The sequence below is a fragment of the Aquabacterium sp. OR-4 genome (assembly GCF_025290835.2).
Classification (GTDB): domain Bacteria; phylum Pseudomonadota; class Gammaproteobacteria; order Burkholderiales; family Burkholderiaceae_C; genus Pseudaquabacterium.
On sequence record NZ_JAOCQD020000004.1, the window covers coordinates 245,742 to 261,292 of the forward strand.

At 72.4% G+C, this 15,551-nt stretch carries 19 protein-coding genes; 10 read left to right on the forward strand and 9 right to left on the reverse strand.

All coding sequences use genetic code 11. The features are described from left to right. Positions 1–11: 11 nt before the first annotated feature. Positions 12–1,514, reverse strand: coding sequence for a methyl-accepting chemotaxis protein (locus tag N4G63_RS26630; protein ID WP_314600743.1), 1,503 nt, complete (start codon positions 1,512–1,514; stop codon positions 12–14). A 37-nt stretch (positions 1,515–1,551) separates the two neighbouring features. Continuing rightward, complete coding sequence (locus tag N4G63_RS26635; protein ID WP_314600799.1) at positions 1,552–1,929, reverse strand: winged helix-turn-helix transcriptional regulator; 378 nt, start codon at positions 1,927–1,929, stop codon at positions 1,552–1,554. A 285-nt stretch (positions 1,930–2,214) separates the two neighbouring features. Here N4G63_RS26635 and N4G63_RS26640 point away from each other — a divergent pair, with 285 nt between their 5' ends. Further along, the gene (locus tag N4G63_RS26640) at positions 2,215–3,090 is read left to right on the forward strand and encodes an SDR family oxidoreductase (protein WP_314600744.1); all 876 of its coding nucleotides are present in this window, start codon (positions 2,215–2,217) and stop codon (positions 3,088–3,090) included. A 120-nt stretch (positions 3,091–3,210) separates the two neighbouring features. Beyond that, a complete protein-coding gene (gene nifE / locus N4G63_RS26645; protein WP_314600745.1) occupies positions 3,211–4,668 on the forward strand; it encodes a nitrogenase iron-molybdenum cofactor biosynthesis protein NifE in 1,458 nt (485 codons plus the stop codon). Here the strand turns inward: nifE and N4G63_RS26650 are convergent. Continuing rightward, complete coding sequence (locus N4G63_RS26650; protein WP_314600746.1) at positions 4,619–5,821, reverse strand: GGDEF domain-containing protein; 1,203 nt, start codon at positions 5,819–5,821, stop codon at positions 4,619–4,621. The two genes, nifE and N4G63_RS26650, sit on opposite strands and share 50 nt — an antisense overlap. A gap of 194 nt (positions 5,822–6,015) precedes the next feature. Here N4G63_RS26650 and N4G63_RS26655 point away from each other — a divergent pair, with 194 nt between their 5' ends. Next, positions 6,016–6,324: a DUF2322 family protein gene (locus N4G63_RS26655; protein ID WP_314600747.1), complete on the forward strand. Its 309-nt coding sequence runs from the start codon at positions 6,016–6,018 to the stop codon at positions 6,322–6,324. Positions 6,325–6,364: 40 nt separating this feature from the next. Here the strand turns inward: N4G63_RS26655 and N4G63_RS26660 are convergent, their stop codons facing one another. From N4G63_RS26660 to N4G63_RS26680, 5 genes are all read right to left on the reverse strand, one after another. Then, positions 6,365–6,688 carry a hypothetical protein gene (locus tag N4G63_RS26660; protein ID WP_314600748.1) on the reverse strand — a complete coding sequence of 108 codons (324 nt, stop codon included), beginning with the start codon at positions 6,686–6,688 and terminating at the stop codon, positions 6,365–6,367. Positions 6,689–6,785: 97 nt separating this feature from the next. Continuing rightward, a complete protein-coding gene (locus N4G63_RS26665; protein ID WP_314600749.1) occupies positions 6,786–7,496 on the reverse strand; it encodes an RNA polymerase sigma factor in 711 nt (236 codons plus the stop codon). A 14-nt stretch (positions 7,497–7,510) separates the two neighbouring features. Then, positions 7,511–7,873: a DUF3106 domain-containing protein gene (locus tag N4G63_RS26670; protein WP_314600750.1), complete on the reverse strand. Its 363-nt coding sequence runs from the start codon at positions 7,871–7,873 to the stop codon at positions 7,511–7,513. Positions 7,874–8,104: 231 nt separating this feature from the next. Beyond that, entirely contained in the window at positions 8,105–9,358 is a 1,254-nt protein-coding gene (locus tag N4G63_RS26675; RefSeq protein WP_314600751.1) for a DUF1501 domain-containing protein, read from the reverse strand. Between the two features lie 5 nt (positions 9,359–9,363). Then, positions 9,364–10,743, reverse strand: a complete 1,380-nt coding sequence (locus N4G63_RS26680; protein WP_314600752.1) for a DUF1800 domain-containing protein — start codon at positions 10,741–10,743, stop codon at positions 9,364–9,366. A gap of 213 nt (positions 10,744–10,956) precedes the next feature. On the opposite strand from N4G63_RS26680, the gene N4G63_RS26685 reads away from it, so the two are divergent. Continuing rightward, on the forward strand, positions 10,957–11,340 hold the full coding sequence (locus N4G63_RS26685) for a hypothetical protein (protein ID WP_314600753.1): 384 nt from the start codon (positions 10,957–10,959) through the stop codon (positions 11,338–11,340). A gap of 30 nt (positions 11,341–11,370) precedes the next feature. Here the strand turns inward: N4G63_RS26685 and N4G63_RS26690 are convergent, their stop codons facing one another. Then, a complete protein-coding gene (locus N4G63_RS26690; RefSeq protein WP_314600754.1) occupies positions 11,371–11,871 on the reverse strand; it encodes a PACE efflux transporter in 501 nt (166 codons plus the stop codon). A 271-nt stretch (positions 11,872–12,142) separates the two neighbouring features. Here N4G63_RS26690 and nifN point away from each other — a divergent pair, with 271 nt between their 5' ends. The 6 genes from nifN to N4G63_RS26720 are packed head-to-tail and all read left to right on the forward strand — an operon-like array spanning position 12,143 to position 15,468. Further along, positions 12,143–13,525 (forward strand): nitrogenase iron-molybdenum cofactor biosynthesis protein NifN, encoded by a 1,383-nt coding sequence (gene nifN / locus N4G63_RS26695; RefSeq protein ID WP_314600755.1) that lies wholly within the window; start codon positions 12,143–12,145, stop codon positions 13,523–13,525. 42 nt (positions 13,526–13,567) lie between these two features. After that, the gene (gene nifX, locus N4G63_RS26700) at positions 13,568–13,981 is read left to right on the forward strand and encodes a nitrogen fixation protein NifX (protein WP_314600756.1); all 414 of its coding nucleotides are present in this window, start codon (positions 13,568–13,570) and stop codon (positions 13,979–13,981) included. Further along, on the forward strand, positions 13,978–14,466 hold the full coding sequence (locus N4G63_RS26705; RefSeq protein WP_314600757.1) for a NifX-associated nitrogen fixation protein: 489 nt from the start codon (positions 13,978–13,980) through the stop codon (positions 14,464–14,466). Before nifX ends, N4G63_RS26705 begins: the two co-directional genes overlap by 4 nt. 14 nt (positions 14,467–14,480) lie before the next feature. Further along, a complete protein-coding gene (locus tag N4G63_RS26710) occupies positions 14,481–14,684 on the forward strand; it encodes a CCE_0567 family metalloprotein (RefSeq protein ID WP_314600758.1) in 204 nt (67 codons plus the stop codon). Positions 14,685–14,717: 33 nt separating this feature from the next. Further along, a complete protein-coding gene (fdxB, locus tag N4G63_RS26715) occupies positions 14,718–15,023 on the forward strand; it encodes a ferredoxin III, nif-specific (RefSeq protein ID WP_314600759.1) in 306 nt (101 codons plus the stop codon). Positions 15,024–15,039: 16 nt separating this feature from the next. Further along, the gene (locus N4G63_RS26720) at positions 15,040–15,468 is read left to right on the forward strand and encodes a nitrogen fixation protein NifQ (protein ID WP_443112117.1); all 429 of its coding nucleotides are present in this window, start codon (positions 15,040–15,042) and stop codon (positions 15,466–15,468) included. The last annotated feature ends 83 nt before the right edge of the window (positions 15,469–15,551 follow it).

A 15,551-nucleotide genomic window follows, 5' to 3' on the forward strand; every position in this document is an offset into this window, starting at 1 on the left:
GGCTGGGGCGGCTACCTCAGCTTGTCGCTGTCGAAACCCACCCGCACCGCACCCCAGTGCCGGCCGTTGAGGAAGATCGGCATCGACAGGTCGTTGATCACCTCGCCGGTGTCGCGCAGGTAGGTCTGGAACAGGAAGCGCTGCTGGTTGCGGGCCAGCTTGGTGCCCACCGGGTCGTCGAAGATGCGCTTGTGCCGGCACTTGGCCAGGTCGGTGGCGCGGTCACCGCTGGGCGGGTTGGAGAACACCTTGTTGTGCGCCGGCGCATAACCCTGGTTGTCCACGGCCAGCGCATACACGCAGCCGGGCAGCGAGGCCAGCAGCGCGTCGTACAAGGCCTGCAGCTCGGGCTCGACCGCCTGGTCGTAGCGGGTGGTGTAGCGCGGCGGGTCGCTGTGGGCGATGCGCTGGTACTGCTGATCGAACACGTCGCCGCCTTGGGCCAGGCGCCGGGCCAGCACGGCGGTGGTGCGCTCGCGCAGGCCGTTGGCGGCGTCCACCAGCGCGTCGAAGGTGGTGCGCCCGGTGCGGAACTCGGCCAGCGCGCCCTGCACCACCTCGCAGTTCTGGCGCAGCTCGTCCATGCGGCCGGTGGCGTCGCTCATCATCGCGCTGACCTGCTGGGCCGAGCCGGCCACGGCCTCGATGCGCTGGTTCATGTCGCGGTTGACGGTGCTAAGCTCGCCGATCGAGCCGACGATGCCGCGCACCGTGCCGGCCATGCCGCGAAAGTCGGCCATGAAGGCCTCGAAGCGCTCGTTGGTGCTGCCCACCTCGCGCACGGTGTCGGCCACGCCGCTGCTGATGCGCTGGGTGCCGGCGGCGGTGGTGGCCACCAGCTCCTGCATCTTGGCGCTGCGCTCGCCGATCTCGCGGGTTTCGGCGTTGACGCGCTCGGCCAGGCCGCGCACCTCCTTGGCCACCACGGCAAAGCCGCGGCCCGACTCGCCGGCGCGGGCGGCCTCGATGGCGGCATTGAGGGCCAGCAGATTGGTCTGCATGGCGATGGTGCGGATCACCTGGCCGATGTTGGCAATGGCCTTGGCACCTTCGGCCAGCTCGGCCACGGTGTGGTTGAAGTCGGCCACCGTGGCATCGATCTGCGCCATGCGCTCGCGCACCGCGGCCAGCTCGGCCATCGACTGCTGGGCGCTGTCGAGGTTGCGGGCGGCCACCTCGTTGATCACCGAGGCGTCGCGGTCCATGCCGTCCGACAGCTGGGTGACGCGCCGTGCCGCCTCGGTGAGCGCGGTGGCGTCGGCGCATTGCTGGGTGGCCTGTGCGGCGCTCAGGTCGACCCGCTTCTTCAGCTGCGCCACGTTGATGGCGGTCTCGATGCTGTTGCCGCGCGCCACCAGCACCAGGCTGCGGATGCGCTCGAGAAAGCGCGAGGCCGCAAAGCCCAGCGGCGTGACCGGCAGCACCCGGGCGCTGAGCGTGCCGCTGCCGTCGATGATCGACGCCAGCGCGGCGCGCGTGGTACCTGGAATGCGAAAGTAGCGGGCAAGGCTCATGGAGGCTCCTCCACCGCGTTATCGGCGACCGGCCGGCTCACTTGAGCGCGGCGGCGACGCGCGCCGGCTGCAGGCTGCGCGCCTGCTCGATGGCCGGCATCGAGGCCTCGATCCAGTCGACCAGCTCGCGCACCAGGGCGGCCACGCGCCGGCCCTGCGGCGACAGCCGGTAGGCCACCTGCGGCGGCACGCTGGGCTGCACCAGGCGCAGCACGAAGCCGTCGCCCTCGAGCTCCTTGAGGGTCTGCGACAGCATCTTCTCGCTGACCCCGCCGATGCGCCGGCGCAGCACGCTGAAGCGCTGCTCGCCCTCGACCAGCAGCGTGGCCAGCACCAGCACGCCCCAGCGGCTGGTGACATGCTGCAGCACCGCGCGCGAGGGGCAGGCCGCGGCAAACAGGTCGCCACGCGCCATGCGGTAGCCGCCGATGACGGTGGTGCTGTCGTCCCCGTCCGGCGCGTCGTCGCCGTGCGCGGCGGGTGGGGCGGGTGGCAAGGTGGCGGCCTGTCGGCTGACGCTGCGGCGGGCTGCCCGGGTGCCAGCAGCGGTGGCAGCAGGCTTGGTGGCGGCAGGCTTGGTGGCAGCAGGGGCGCGTGGCATGGGCTTACTTTCAGGTACGTACTTACCAAAAGTAAGTGTAGCGATCAGCATCACGGCTCCGCAACACCCTTGCGCCCCCCAGCGGGGCGCCCGATCGCCATGATTGCCATCACCGGCGCCAACGGCCAGCTCGGCCGCCTGATCCTCCAGCAACTTCTGGCGCGCGGCGTGCCGGCGGCCAGCATCGTGGCCACCGTGCGCTCGCCGGCCAAGGCCGCCGATCTGGCCGCCCTGGGCGTGCAGCTGCGCGAGGCCGACTACAACCGCCCCGAGACCCTGGCCCGCGCGCTGCAGGGCGTGCAGCGCCTGCTGCTGGTGTCGTCCAGCGAGGTGGGGCAGCGCCTGCCGCAGCACCGCGCGGTGATCGACGCCGCCCGCGCCGCCGGCGTGGCCTGGCTGGGCTACACCAGCCTGCTGCATGCCGATCGCTCGCCGCTGGGTCTGGCCGCCGAGCACCGCGATACCGAGGCGCTGATCCGCGCCTCGGGCCTGCCGCACACCGTGCTGCGCAACGGCTGGTACACCGAGAACTACCTCGCCAGCCTGGCCCCGGCGCTGCAGCATGGCGCGTTCATCGGCAGCGCGGGCGCGGGCCGCATCGCCTCGGCCACGCGGCTCGACTATGCCGAGGCCGCCGCCACCGTGCTGGCCCGGCCGCCCGCGGGCAACACCGTCTTCGAGCTGGCCGGCGACAGCAGCTACACGCTGGCCGAACTGGCCGCCGAGCTGAGCCGCCAGGCCGGCCGCAGCGTGCCCTATGTGAACCTGCCGCAGGCCGACTACGCCGCCGCCCTCACCGCCGCCGGCCTGCCGCCGCCACTGGCGGCGCTGCTGGCTGATTCAGACGCTGGCGCCGCGCAAGGCGGCCTGCTCGACGAGGGCCGGGCGCTCTCGGCGCTGATCGGCCGCGCCACCACGCCGCTGGCCGCGGCCATGGCCCAGGCCCTGGCCGCGCTGCCGCCCCAGGTCGCCTGACCTCGGCTGACGCCGGCTGAGCGCGCGCCCGGCCGGCGCCGGAATGTCGCAAACCCGCCATTCCGGCGCTGGCACCGAACCTGCATTCACGGCCGATCCACCGCCCCCTGGAGAGCCGCCATGTCTGCCTCACTGAACGCCAAGATCGCCGAAGTCTTCGACGAACCCGGCTGCGACAAGAACCAGGCCAAAAGCGAGAAAGAGCGCAAGAAGGGCTGCACCAAGCAGCTCACGCCCGGTGCCGCGGCCGGTGGCTGCGCCTTTGACGGCGCCAAGATCGCGCTGCAGCCCATCGTCGACGTGGCCCACCTGGTGCACGGCCCGATCGCCTGCGAGGGCAACAGCTGGGACAACCGCCACAGCGCCAGCTCGGGCGAGAGCACCTACCGCACCGGCTTCACCACCGACATCGGCGAGATGGACGTGATCTACGGCGGCGAGAAGCGCCTGTTCAAGGCGGTGCGCGAGATCAAGGAGAAGGTCAATCCGCCGGCCATCTTCGTGTACCAGACCTGCGTCACCGCGCTGATCGGCGACGACATCGAGGCGGTGTGCAGACGAGCCACCGAGAAGTTCGGCCTGCCGGTGATTCCGGTCAACGCGCCGGGTTTTGCCGGCCCCAAGAACCTGGGCAACAAGCTGGGCGCCGAGGCCCTGCTCGACCATGTGGTGGGCACCCTCGAGCCCGAGTTCACCACGCCCTACGACATCAACATCATCGGCGAGTACAACCTCTCGGGCGAGCTGTGGCAGATCAAGCCGCTGCTCGACGCCCTGGGCGTGCGCGTGCTCAGCTGCATCAGCGGTGACGGCCGCTACAAGCAGGTGGCCAGCGCCCACCGCGCCAAGGCCAACATGATGGTCTGCAGCAAGAGCATGATCAACATCGCCACCAAGATGGAGAAGCGCTGGGGCATCCCGTACTTCGAGGGCAGCTTCTACGGCATCGGCGACATGAGCGAGACGCTGCGCGAGATCGCCCGCCTGCTGGTGGCCACCGGCGCCGACCCCGAGTTGAAGGGCCGCACCGAGGCGCTGATCGCGCTGGAAGAGGCGCGCGCCTGGGGGCGCATCCGCGCCTACCGCGAGCGCCTGGCCGGCAAGAAGGTGCTGCTGATCACCGGCGGCGTGAAGAGCTGGAGCGTGGTGAGCGCACTGCAGGAAGCCGGCCTGGAAGTGGTGGGCACCAGCGTGAAGAAGAGCACCAAGGAAGACAAGGACAAGCTCAAGGCCCTGTTCGGCAGCGCAGAGGAAGCCGACGCCCACATGATCGACGACATGACGCCGCGCCAGATGTACGCCATGCTGCGCGACGCCCAGGCCGACATCATGCTCAGCGGCGGCCGCAGCCAGTTTGTGGCGCTGAAGGCGCGCATGCCCTGGATGGACATCAACCAGGAGCGCCACCACGCCTTTGCCGGCTACGAAGGCATGGTGACCATGGTGGAAGAGATCGACAAGGCCCTGCACAACCCGATGTGGGCCGAGGTGCGCAAGCCCGCGCCCTGGGATCTGGAAGACGCCCTGCTCAAGGCGCCAAGTGCCGAGCAGCTGGCGGCTGAGGCGGCGCCGGCCTGAGCGGGGGCGCGGCCACGCGCACGCTGTCGCGGCCTTCGGCCTTGGCGCGGTACAGCGCCTCGTCGGCCAGGCGCAGCGCCGCCTCCCAGGACGGCAGATCGCCAAAGGGCGGCGACACGCCGGCGCTCAGCGTGCAGCGCAGCAGCCCGCCCGACGGGCTGGGGTGGGCCTGCGCGGCCACGGCCTGGCGCACGCGCTCGGCCAGCACCAGCGCGGCATCGGTACCGCCAACACAGCCCACCAGAAACTCCTCGCCGCCCAGGCGCGCCAGAAAGTCGCTGCCGCGCACCTCGGCCTGCAGCGCGGCCGCCACGGCGCGCAGCACCGCGTCGCCGGTGGCGTGGCCGTGCTGGTCGTTGACGCGCTTGAAGTGGTCGATGTCGAACTGGCACCACACCAGCGGCAAGGCCGGTGGCCGCGCGGCGAAGTGCCGCTGCAGGGCCTCGTCGAGGCCCAGGCGGTTGAGCAGGCCGGTCAGGGGGTCGTGCGTGGCCAGCAGCTGCAGGCGGCCGTTCAGGCGCAGAAACACCATCCACAGCAGGTTGGGCCCCAGCACGACGCTGGCAAACGTGGAGTAGCCGTAGTAGATGCCCGCCAGCGGCCCGTTGAACAGCGGCGCCAGCCCGGCGCTGGCGGCCACCCACACCCGGGCCCCGGTGGTCAGGCCCATCAGGCCGGTCACGGCGCACAGCACGGTGAGCGACAGGCGCATGTCGCCCTGCACCCGCCGGCTGCCGTGCAGCGCCATGGCCGACAGCACGAGGTAGTTGACCGCCAGCGCGGTGTTCAGCGCCACGTGTCGGCCCAGGTCTTGCCAGCCCAGCCAGGCCAGCAGCCAGAAGCCCGCGAACACGGCCGTGCCCAGTGCCCGCACCCGCGCACGCGGCGCCGACTGGCCCACAAACTGGCGCAGGCCGGTGATGTACAGCAAGGTGGCCAGCACCATCAGCGTGTCGGGCAGCATGCTGAGCAGGCTGGTGCGCTGGTGGCCGGTGGCCAGGCGCACCAGGAAGGCCAGGCCGAACAGCATGGAGCCGATGGCAAAGCTGCGCATGCCCTGCGACTCGTCCATGCGACGCCCGATCAGGGCCAGCAGCAGGCCCACCGTGAACAGGTTGAGCCCGAGCAGAAGTACGACGGTCTGGGGGTCCATTCAGCGCTGCGGTGGCGCTGCGATTATTGGCGCCACCGCTGGCGCCGCACGCCCCGCGATGCCCGGTAAAACCCGGCCGCAGGCGCAGGCGGACCAAACTGGCCTGAACGCCGCGGTGGCCGGCAAGGGCCTGCCGCCAGCGGCCCGGGCGGCTAAAGTGGCGGCCCTCATCCACTGCCACGCTGCCCTGCCCCATGGCCTTTGCCGACATGCTCGCCACCCTGCCCGACGTCAGCCACCTCGCCGCGCTGCGCCTGATCGACGCCAGCGGCGCCGTGGTGGCCACGCTCGAGAACAAGCCCGGCCAGGCCGGCTCGGTGCGCGTGTACCACGCGCTGGCGCAGCGCCATGGCGGCGCGATCACGCCGGCCGCGGCGGCCGAGGGCCTGGGCTTGTACGCCGAGCACACGGCCGATGCGCGGGCCCATCCCGGCAAGCACCCCAACATCGACCGCCTGCTCACGCTGGCCGCGCCGCTGCAGGTGGTGCTGGTGCCGGCCTGAAGGCGGGCGGTGGCTCAGGCCCTGGCGGCGCGGGGCGCCCTCACAGCTCGCCCAGCGCCATCTGCGACAGCAGGTCGGGCTGCATCAGCTCGTTGAGCATCGGATCAGGCCGCCACCACCAGGCGGCCAGGGCCACGGCCAGGCCCAGCGCCAGCAGGCCCGCCAGCAGCCAGGGCTGGCGGCGCCGGCCGCCCCAATGCAGGGTGGCGCCGCTGCCGTGCAGGCCGGGGCTGCCGCCCAGCGCCAGGGCCTCGGGCGCATGCGCGGCCGCATGGTGCTGGCGCCATTGCGCCAGCACGCGGGCCTGCAGCGCGTGGCTGTGGTCGGCCGCCGCCGCGGCGCCGCTTTGCAGCTGCTGCTGCAAGGCGTGGCGCAGTGCGGCGTCGGTGGGCGCGGGGGCCGGCGCGGGGCCGGCGTGGGTGTGGGCGCGGGGCCAGGCTGGGGCAGGTGCGGATCGGGGCTCATCGCAGGTTCTCCGGGGCCAGGCTGCGTTTGAGGGCCTGCCGGGCCCGGTGCAGCAGCTGGTGGGCGGCATTGGTGTCGAGATCCAGCGCGGCCGCGATCTCGGGCACGCTGGCATCGGCATAGGCCCACATCGCCAGGGCCATGCGCTGGCGCGCCGGCAGGGCCCGCAGCGCAGCCTGCAGCGACGCGGCTGCCGGCCCGGCGGTGGCGCCGTCGCTGTTGCCATCGGCCACGGCATCCAGCCCCGCCTGCCGGGCATCGGCCAGGGTGGTGAGGGCCTCGGGCTCGGTGGCCAGTTCGCGGCGCTGGGTCAGCAGGCTCTTGCAGCGGTTGATGACGATGGTGTTGAAGTAGGTGGCCAGCGTGGCGCCGAGCCGGGCGTCGGGGCGGCTGCGCCACAGGCGCAGAAAGGCCTCCTGCACCATGTCTTCGGCATCGGCGCGATCGCGCAGCAGCTGCAAGGCCAGGCCCAGGGCCTGCGGCGTGAGCTGGCGCACCAGCGCGGTGGCGGCCGGCGCATCGCCGGCGCAGGCGCGCTGCCACAGCACCCAGTCGTCCACCGGCATGGCCGCGGCCGCCAGGCGGCCCAGCCAGCGTGCCAGGCGGTTGCGCGGCGGGGTGCCGGTGCCGGCGGCCGCCGCGGGGCCAGCGGGCGCGGCGGGGGCAGGCGCATCCAGCGCGGGGAGTTCACTGGCCGGATCGAACATCGTGGTGCCCGGCCTCAGTCTTGCGGCAGTTTTTCGCGCAGGGCGCGGCGTTCTTCGGGGCTCAGCTTGTCGAGCATGACGCGGCGCTGCTGGGCCAGCTCGCGGCGCTGCTCGGGCGTCATGGCCTGGATTTGCTGGCGGCGCTCGTCGGCCACGCGCTGGCGCTGCTCGGGGCTCATGGCGTCCCAGCGCTCGCGGGTCTGGGCCATCAGGGCCTGGCGCTGCTGCGGGCTCATGGTTTCGAGGCGCTGGCGCAGCAGGCGGCGGAACTCCTGCCGCTCGGCCGGCGTGGCCTGCTGCAGCTGGCGCTTGAGCGCGGCGCGGCGCTGGTCTTGCTGGGCCGGGGTGAGCGCGGCCCAGTCAGCGGGGTCGGGCACCTCGGGCGCGGCGGCGCGGGCCGACAGGCCGGCGCCGCACAGCAGCGCCGCCGCCAGCAGCAGGGCGGGCCACGGGGGCGGATGGAGGGCAGGCGCATCGCAGGCATGGGCTGGGCCAGGGGATGGGTGGTGGAGCGGGTGGTGGAGCGGGTGGTGGAGCGGGTGGTGGGGCGGAAGGCGGGCCGGGCGGTCAGGCGGATGGTGGCGCGCACGCGCCGGCCGGCACGCGGCTCAGGCTCGCCACAGCTGCGCATCATCGAACACCGGCGCGCCCGGCAGGATGCCGGCCCTCAATTGCGCCTGCGACAGGCCGAACTGGCGCTGCAGCAGCGCGCCGATGACGGCACGGATGTCCTGCGTGGGGCGCAGGTCGCGGCGGTCGAGCAACTGGGCGGGGGCCAGGCCGGGCCAGTCGGTCAGCACGCGGCCGCCAGCCACCGCGCCGCCGGCCAGCAGGGCCACGCCGCCGCTGCCATGATCGGTGCCGCCGCTGCCGTTCAAGACCGCGGTGCGGCCAAACTCGGTCATCACCAGCACGCTGGTGCGCGCCCAGTGCGGGCCCAGCGCGCTGCGCAGCGCGGCCAGGCCGTCGTCCAGCGCGGCCAGCTGGCGCTGCAGGCGGCCGGCCTGCTGGGTGTGGGTGTCCCAGCCGCCGGCTTCGAGCCAGGCCACGCGCGCACCGCGCTCGGCCGACAAGAACGCCCCGGCCTGCCTCGCCAGCGCCGCCAGGCCGTTGGCCTGGCCTGCGTCCATGCCGGCTATGCCCGCCCCTGCGGCCATGCCGGCCTCGCGGGCCAGGCCCTGCTGCTGCAGCGCCTTGGCCCAGGCATCGGCCAGCGCGCGGTCGTCGCCATAGAGCTGGCCCACGCGGGCCAGCAGGTCGTCGCTGCCGGGGGCGCGGCGGCTGGGGGTCCAGGTGCTGGCCTGCTCGGCGCCGCGCAGGGCCACCGGCATGGCCGGGCTCAGCGCCACCGCAGGCCGGCCGCTGGCCTGCAGCGCCCGCCCCAGCCAGCCGGTCTGCAGCGCAAAGGGCCGCTCGCCGCCGCTTTCCAGCAGCTGCTGGGCGTCGAAGTGCGAGCGTTCGCGGTAGGCGCTGGCCACGGCGTGCAGGATCAGCAGCTGACCCTGGCCCCACCACTGGTGCAGCTGGGCCAGCGCCGGGTGCAGCGCGAACAGGGTGCCGGGCAGCAGGCGGGGCTCGGCGCCGGCGGGCGATGCGGCGGCAGCGCTGCCCTCGTTGGCGGTGCCGGGCTGCGGCGCTGCCGCGGCCTGGCCGCGCAGCGCGGCCCAGGCCGGATCGCCCACGGCCGGCACGGCGGCCAGGCCGTCGAGCGCGCCGCGCAGCATCAGCACCACCAGGCGCGGCGACAGCGCGTCGTCGCTGCCGGCGGCCAGGGCCAGGCGGGCCGGCAGGGCGGTGGCGCCCAGGCCGGCGGCCAGCCAGTGCAGCGCGGCGCGGCGGCCCAGGGTGGGGTTGGCGGGCATGGCAATCACCTCCGTTGGAATTCAGGGCTGGCCAGCCACAGGGCCAGGGCCTGGGCGCCGCTTTCGGCGCGATCGATCTGCTGCTGGGTGGCGGCGCTCAGGTCGTCGCCCAGGCTCAGCGGCGCCAGGCGGCGGGCGTCGGCCTGGTTGGCATGGCTGGCGGCAAAGCGCTCGGCCCATTGCACGCGCTTGAACAGCGCGTCGGGCGACAGCCAGTCTTCGCTGCGGTCGGGCCAGCCCTGCGGCGAGGGTGCGCGGCCCAGGCTCTGGCCCATGGCCTGCACTGCCTGCACGCCGGCCTGCAGCTGGGCGTCGCCAAAGGGCAGCTTGAGCATGCGGTGGGCCGAGAGCAGCAGCTCGTCGGGGCGCTTGAACTTGGGCGGATGGTCGGGCCGCCAGGTCTGCGGGTGCGTGAACAGCGCCAGCGCGGTGGCACGCAGGTCGCCATCGCTGGCGCGAAAGGCCGCGGCCACCGCCGCCACCAGGGCCGGCGGCGGCGCATCGGTGACGAAATGGCGTGCCAGCTTGGTGGCCAGGTGCTGCGCCGTGGCCGGGTGGCGGCTGAGCTCGAGCAGCAGCGCGTCAAGCGCCTGCGGGCCTTCGTCATAACGCCTGCCCAGCACGGTCTTGGGGCCGGGCTGGTGCAGCGTGGCCTGGAACACGGCCTGGCCATCGCTGCCGTAGCGCACCGTCCAGCCGGTGAGCAGGCGCGCGGTTTCGGTGACATCGGCCTGGGTGTAGCCGGCGCCCACGCCCAGGGTGTGCAGCTCGAGCAGCTCGCGTGCGAGGTTTTCGTTCAGGCCGCGCTGGCGGCGCTGGCCGGCGCGTGAATCGGGGCCCATCGACTGGGCGTTGTCGAGGTACAGCAGCATGGCCGGGTGCAGGGTCGAGGCCTTCAGCAGATCGACAAAACGGCCCTGGGCCTGCGGCCGGATGGCCTCGTGCTCGTGCGGCCACACCAGGCCCAGCGTGCTGCCCTTGGTGGCCGCCACGCAGAAGTGGTTGGACCAGAACTGCGCCCAGCGCTCGGCCACCGGCGCCTCGGTGCGCACGGTGTGCTGCCAGCGGCGCTGCAGGCCGTCGAGGTTGAGCTGGCGCAGCGCCTGGCGGGCCTCGCGGCGGGCCGGGTCGGCGCTGGCAGCGCTGCCCTGGCCGCTGGCGGCGGCGCTGCCGGCCGGCTGCGGCTGCAGCGCCGTGCGCAGCACCTCGCGGCTGATGCGCAGCGCGGCGGCGGCATCGGCCAGGCCGCGGGTATCGAAGGCGTTGGCGGCGGCGCTGTCGGCGCTGAACTGGGCCAGCACCCAGGCCTGGGGATCGGCCTGCAGCGCGCGCAGGCTGGTCTCGGCATAACCGAACCGGTGGGCGGCAAGGGCGGCAGCGTGCATGGTGCGGCGGCGTTGGGGCCAGGGTGGCGATGGTGCTTGAACCCGCACCGTGCCTTTGTCTTACGGCCCCGGCGATTTGCCCGAGCAATTTGCTCAGGCAAGGCAGCCTGGCGCGTAAGACCGGCCGGCGGCCCCGGTTCAAGCACCAGGCCCGCCACCCCGGCGCCGCCCTGCCCCCACCCACCGGTTTGCCGGCCCCACTGGAGTTGCCCGATGAAGACCCTGACCCTTGCCCGCCTGGGCCTGCCCCTGCTGGCCGCCACCCTGGCCACGCTGCTGCTGACCCAGCCGGCGCCCGCCCAGGCCGCCACGGCCGCCGCCCTGCCCGACGCGGCCAGCGCAGCCCAGCAGCAGCGGGTGGACCGGCGCCAGGCGCACCAGAGCGCCCGCATCGCCTCGGCCGCCGACAGCGGTGCCCTCACCGCGCGCGAGCAGCGCCGCCTGCAGCACCAGCAGGCCGCCACCGCCCGCATGGAGCAGCGCACCGAGGCCGATGGCCAGGTCACGCGGCGCGAAGCCGTGCGCCTGGAGCGCCAGCAAGACCAGAACAGCCGCGCCATCCGCCGCCAGGCGCACGACGCCCAGACCCGGCCCTGAGCGGCGCCAGGCGGCGTCGCCCGGCGCGGTTCAGCGCCCTTCGGCCCGGTCAGCCGGTTTGGCCGCGGTGGCCAGCGCAGGCGCGGTGGCCCCATCCGCCCCGGCGGCCACCGGCGCCGCCGAGGCCGGCAGGCCGAACACCCGGTCAAAGGCCCAGGTGAACACCACCGCGTAGCCGAAGAAGAACACCAGCACGCCCAGGTCGGCCAGCAGCGCCTGCAGCAGCGTGGTGTTCAGCCACCAGGCCATCACCGGCACCAGCATCACCACCAGCCCGCCCTCGAAGCCCAGGCCGTGGGCCAGGCGGCGGCGCCAGTTGCGGCCCTTGACCGGCTGGCGCGATTCCCAGCGCTCGAACCAGCCGTTGAACAGGTAGTTCCAGGCCAGCGCCACGGTGGACATCAGCACCGCCAGCCCCAGCGTCGAGCCCAGCGGCTGCGCAAACAGCCAGGCCAATACCGGGCCGACCGCCACGATGGCAAAAAACTCGTAGAGCACGGCCTGCAGCACGCGCCGGGTTCGGGGTTGCATGGGTGGCAAGGGTAGCGCCTGGGCACAGGGCCGGCGGCCACTGCCGGCCGGCAACGCCGCGCGGCAACGTCGCGTTTGTCGCAAATCGACGCGCCACGGCCGCGCAACCCACACCGCAAGTGATTGATTTGCCTGCGATTTTTTCTGGCATTGAAACTGCATTGGCTGCTGCGAGCGCCCCAAGGCCGGCCCCTGCCGGCCGTCCCCCACGGGGATCAAGGACAGTGGCCCAGCCACAGGTCCTTGAGAGCCGGTCTCTCGGAGCAGCCCCATGGCCCTGGTCAGCGAAAGCAAGAAGTCCTGCGCGGTGAACCCGCTGAAGATGAGCCAGCCGCTGGGCGCCAGCTACGCCTTCATGGGCCTGGAAGGCTGCATGCCGGTGATGCACGGCAGCCAGGGCTGCACCTCGTTTGGCCTGGTGCTGCTGGTGCGGCACTTCAAGGAGGCCATCCCGCTGCAGACCACGGCGATGAACGAGGCCACCACCATCATGGGCGGCTTCGACAACATCGAGAAGGCGGTGCTCAACATCCGCCAGCGCGCCAGGCCGGCCATCATCGCCATCTGCTCCACCGGCCTCACCGAGACCAAGGGCGACGATGTCGAGGGCTACCTGAAGCTGGTGCAAAAGCGCCACCCCGAGGTGGCCGACACGGCGCTCGTCTACATCAGCACGCCCGACTACGTGGGTGCGTTCCAGGACGGCTGGGCCGCCGCGGTGAAGGGCCTGATCCGCCAGCTGGCGCTGCCCGGGCAGGCCACGGTGGCGGGCCGCATCGCCATCCTGCCCGGCGGCCACCTGAACCCCGGCGACGTGGAAGAGCTGCGCGACATCGTCGAGCGTTTCGGCCTCGAGCCGGTGTTTGCGCCCGATGTGTCGGGCTCGCTCGACGGCCACATCCCCGACGACTGGCTGGGCACCACGCTGGGCGGCACGCCGCTGCAGGCGCTGCGCACGCTGGGCTCGGCGCAGCACTGCATCGCCATCGGCGAGCAAATGCGCCCGGCCGCCGAGCAGCTCAAAAGCCAGTGCGGCGTGGACTACACCCTGTTCACGCGGCTCACCGGCCTGAGCGCCACCGACGCCTTCGTGATGAAGCTGGCCGAGCTGTCGGGCAAGCCGGTGCCGGCGCGCCTGCAGCGCCAGCGCAGCCAGCTGGTGGATGCGATGCTGGACGGCCACTTCCACTTCGGCCACAAGAAGGTGGCGCTGGGCGCCGAGCCCGACCTGCTGTGCGCGGCCGGGCACTTTCTCACCGAGCTGGGTGCCGAGTTGAGCGTGGCCATCACCACCACGCCCAGCCCGGTGCTGCACAGCATGCCCTGCAGCGAGGTGGTCATCGGCGACCTCGAGGATTTCGAGCGCCTGGCGCAGGCCGCCAATGTGGACCTGCTGATCACCCACGCCCATGGCCGCCAGGCCGCCGAGCGCCTGAACAAGCCGCTGTTTCGCCTGGGCATTCCGATCTTCGACCGCATCGGCAACGCCCACACCTGTCATGTGGGCTACCGCGGCAGCCGCAACTTCGTCTACGAGCTGGGCAACCAGTTCATCACGCAGATTCCGCACCACGGCCCCGACGACTGGCCGCTGCCGCCCGCGGCCATCGAGGCCGCGCGCCCGCCCGCCGAGCTGGCCGCGGCCAGCGCCTGAGCGCGTGGCACCCCGCCCCCGTCCATCCCCCCAGGAGAAGCCATGAAAGTCGCCTTCGCCACGCAGGACCAGCAGCGCGTCGACGCGCACTTCGGCTGGGCCAAGCACCTGGCCGTCTACGAGATCGAGCCCACCGGCTACAAGTTCGTGCAGGACTACGGCTTTGGTGAAGACCTGGCCGAAGACGGCAACGAGGACAAGCTCGCGCCCAAGCTCGAGGCCATTGGCGACTGCGCCATCGTCTACGTGGCGGCCATCGGCGGCAGCGCCGCGGCACGCGTGGTGGCGCACAAGATCCACCCGGTGAAGGTGACCTCGCCCGAGCCGATCATGGACATCCTGGACAAGCTGCAGCTGGTGCTGCAAGGCACGCCCCCGCCCTGGTTGCGCAAGGCCCTGGCCAAGGGCCAGGAACGCGCCCACGACTTTGAAGACGATGAGGAAATCAAGCCATGACCGACACCCCTGTGGCCGAGAAGCCCGCGCCCACCGACGACGAGCTGATGCGCGACGAGTTCATCCGTGAACTCATCAAGCAGATCCGCGCGCAAGACACCCACGGCACCTGGGAGGGCAAGAGCGACGCCAAGCTGCTCGAGCCCTACATCATCACCGCCGAGCAGCGCCGCGCCATGCCGCTGATGGGCGACCCCGATCCCGACACGCTGTGGCGGCTGGATCTGTTCCACAACGCGGTGGGCCTGTGCATCGAGAAGGCCACCCAGTGCATGGTCAGCCCGATGACCAAGATGAGCCACGAGGGCTTTGGCCGCACCGTGCTCACCACCGGCCGGCTGATCGTCGTCAACCGCCACCTGCGCGATGTGCACCGCTTCGGCTATGCCAGCCTGGCCAAGCTGGCCGAGGCCGGCAACAAGCTGGTCAAGGAGGGCGTCGGCATGGTCGAGACCTACAAGGACGTGGCCACCTACGGGGCCTGACCGGAGCACACAGCATGAGCGACGCCGTCGATGTCGAGGCCCTCAAGGCCGCGATCAAGAAACTCAACGCCAAGGCCACGCAGGCCAAGATGGACCTGCACGACCTGAGCGAGGAACTGCCCACCCACTGGGAGCGCATCCCCGAGGTGGCCAAGGTGGCGCACGAGGCGCATGCGGCGCTGATCGCCGCGCGTGCCCAGCTCGCCGCCGTGAGCTGACCCCCTCACCCAAAGCGCCATGGAGCCGATGTCATGAGCCAGTTCAGCGTCACCCTGCCTTCGGGCGAAACCTGGACGCCCACCTTCGTGCAGAAGATCAACGAGGACACCTGCATCGGCTGCGGCCGCTGCTTCCGGGTGTGCCCGCGTGGCGTGCTCGAGCTGGTGGGCCTCGATGACGAGGGCCACCGCGTCGCGGTGGGCGACGACGAGGACGACGACGCCGAGTACGAGAAGAAGGTGATGACCATCGCCCACCAGGAGATGTGCATCGGCTGCACTGCCTGCGCCAAGATCTGCCCCAAGAAGTGCTACACCCACGCCGCCGCGGCGGTGTGATCTGCCGGCCCCGGCCATGAACAGCAGGCTGCGGCCCGCGCCCATGCAGGCCACACCGCCGGGCGCCGCCGCGCGGCCCGTGGCGCTGGCGCTGGCCCGCCGCGCCAGCCGCGACGACGAGGTGGACGAGGTGCGCGCACTGCTGCTCGACCACACCGATGCCGCCGCCGGCACGGCGGCCGCCATCGCCGCCATGGCCGAGGTGGTGGCGCTGGCCTGCCTGGGCGACGACCACCTGTGGCAAGACCTGCAGCTGCCCTCGCGCGGCGAGCTCTCGGCGCTGATGCAGCACTGGTTTCCCAGCCTGGCCGCGCGCAACGACCGCGACATGAAGTGGAAGAAGTTCCTCTACAAGCAGCTGTGCGAGCGCGCCGAGATCCAGGTCTGCAAGGCCCCCAGCTGCGCGCTGTGCAGCGACCACGCGCTGTGCTTCGGGCCCGAGTGAGATGGCCGCTCAGGCCGTGATTTATTGCCGCCGCTGGCCGCCGCGCATCCGCCCGGCGGGCTAAGGCCCATCGCGGCGCGACC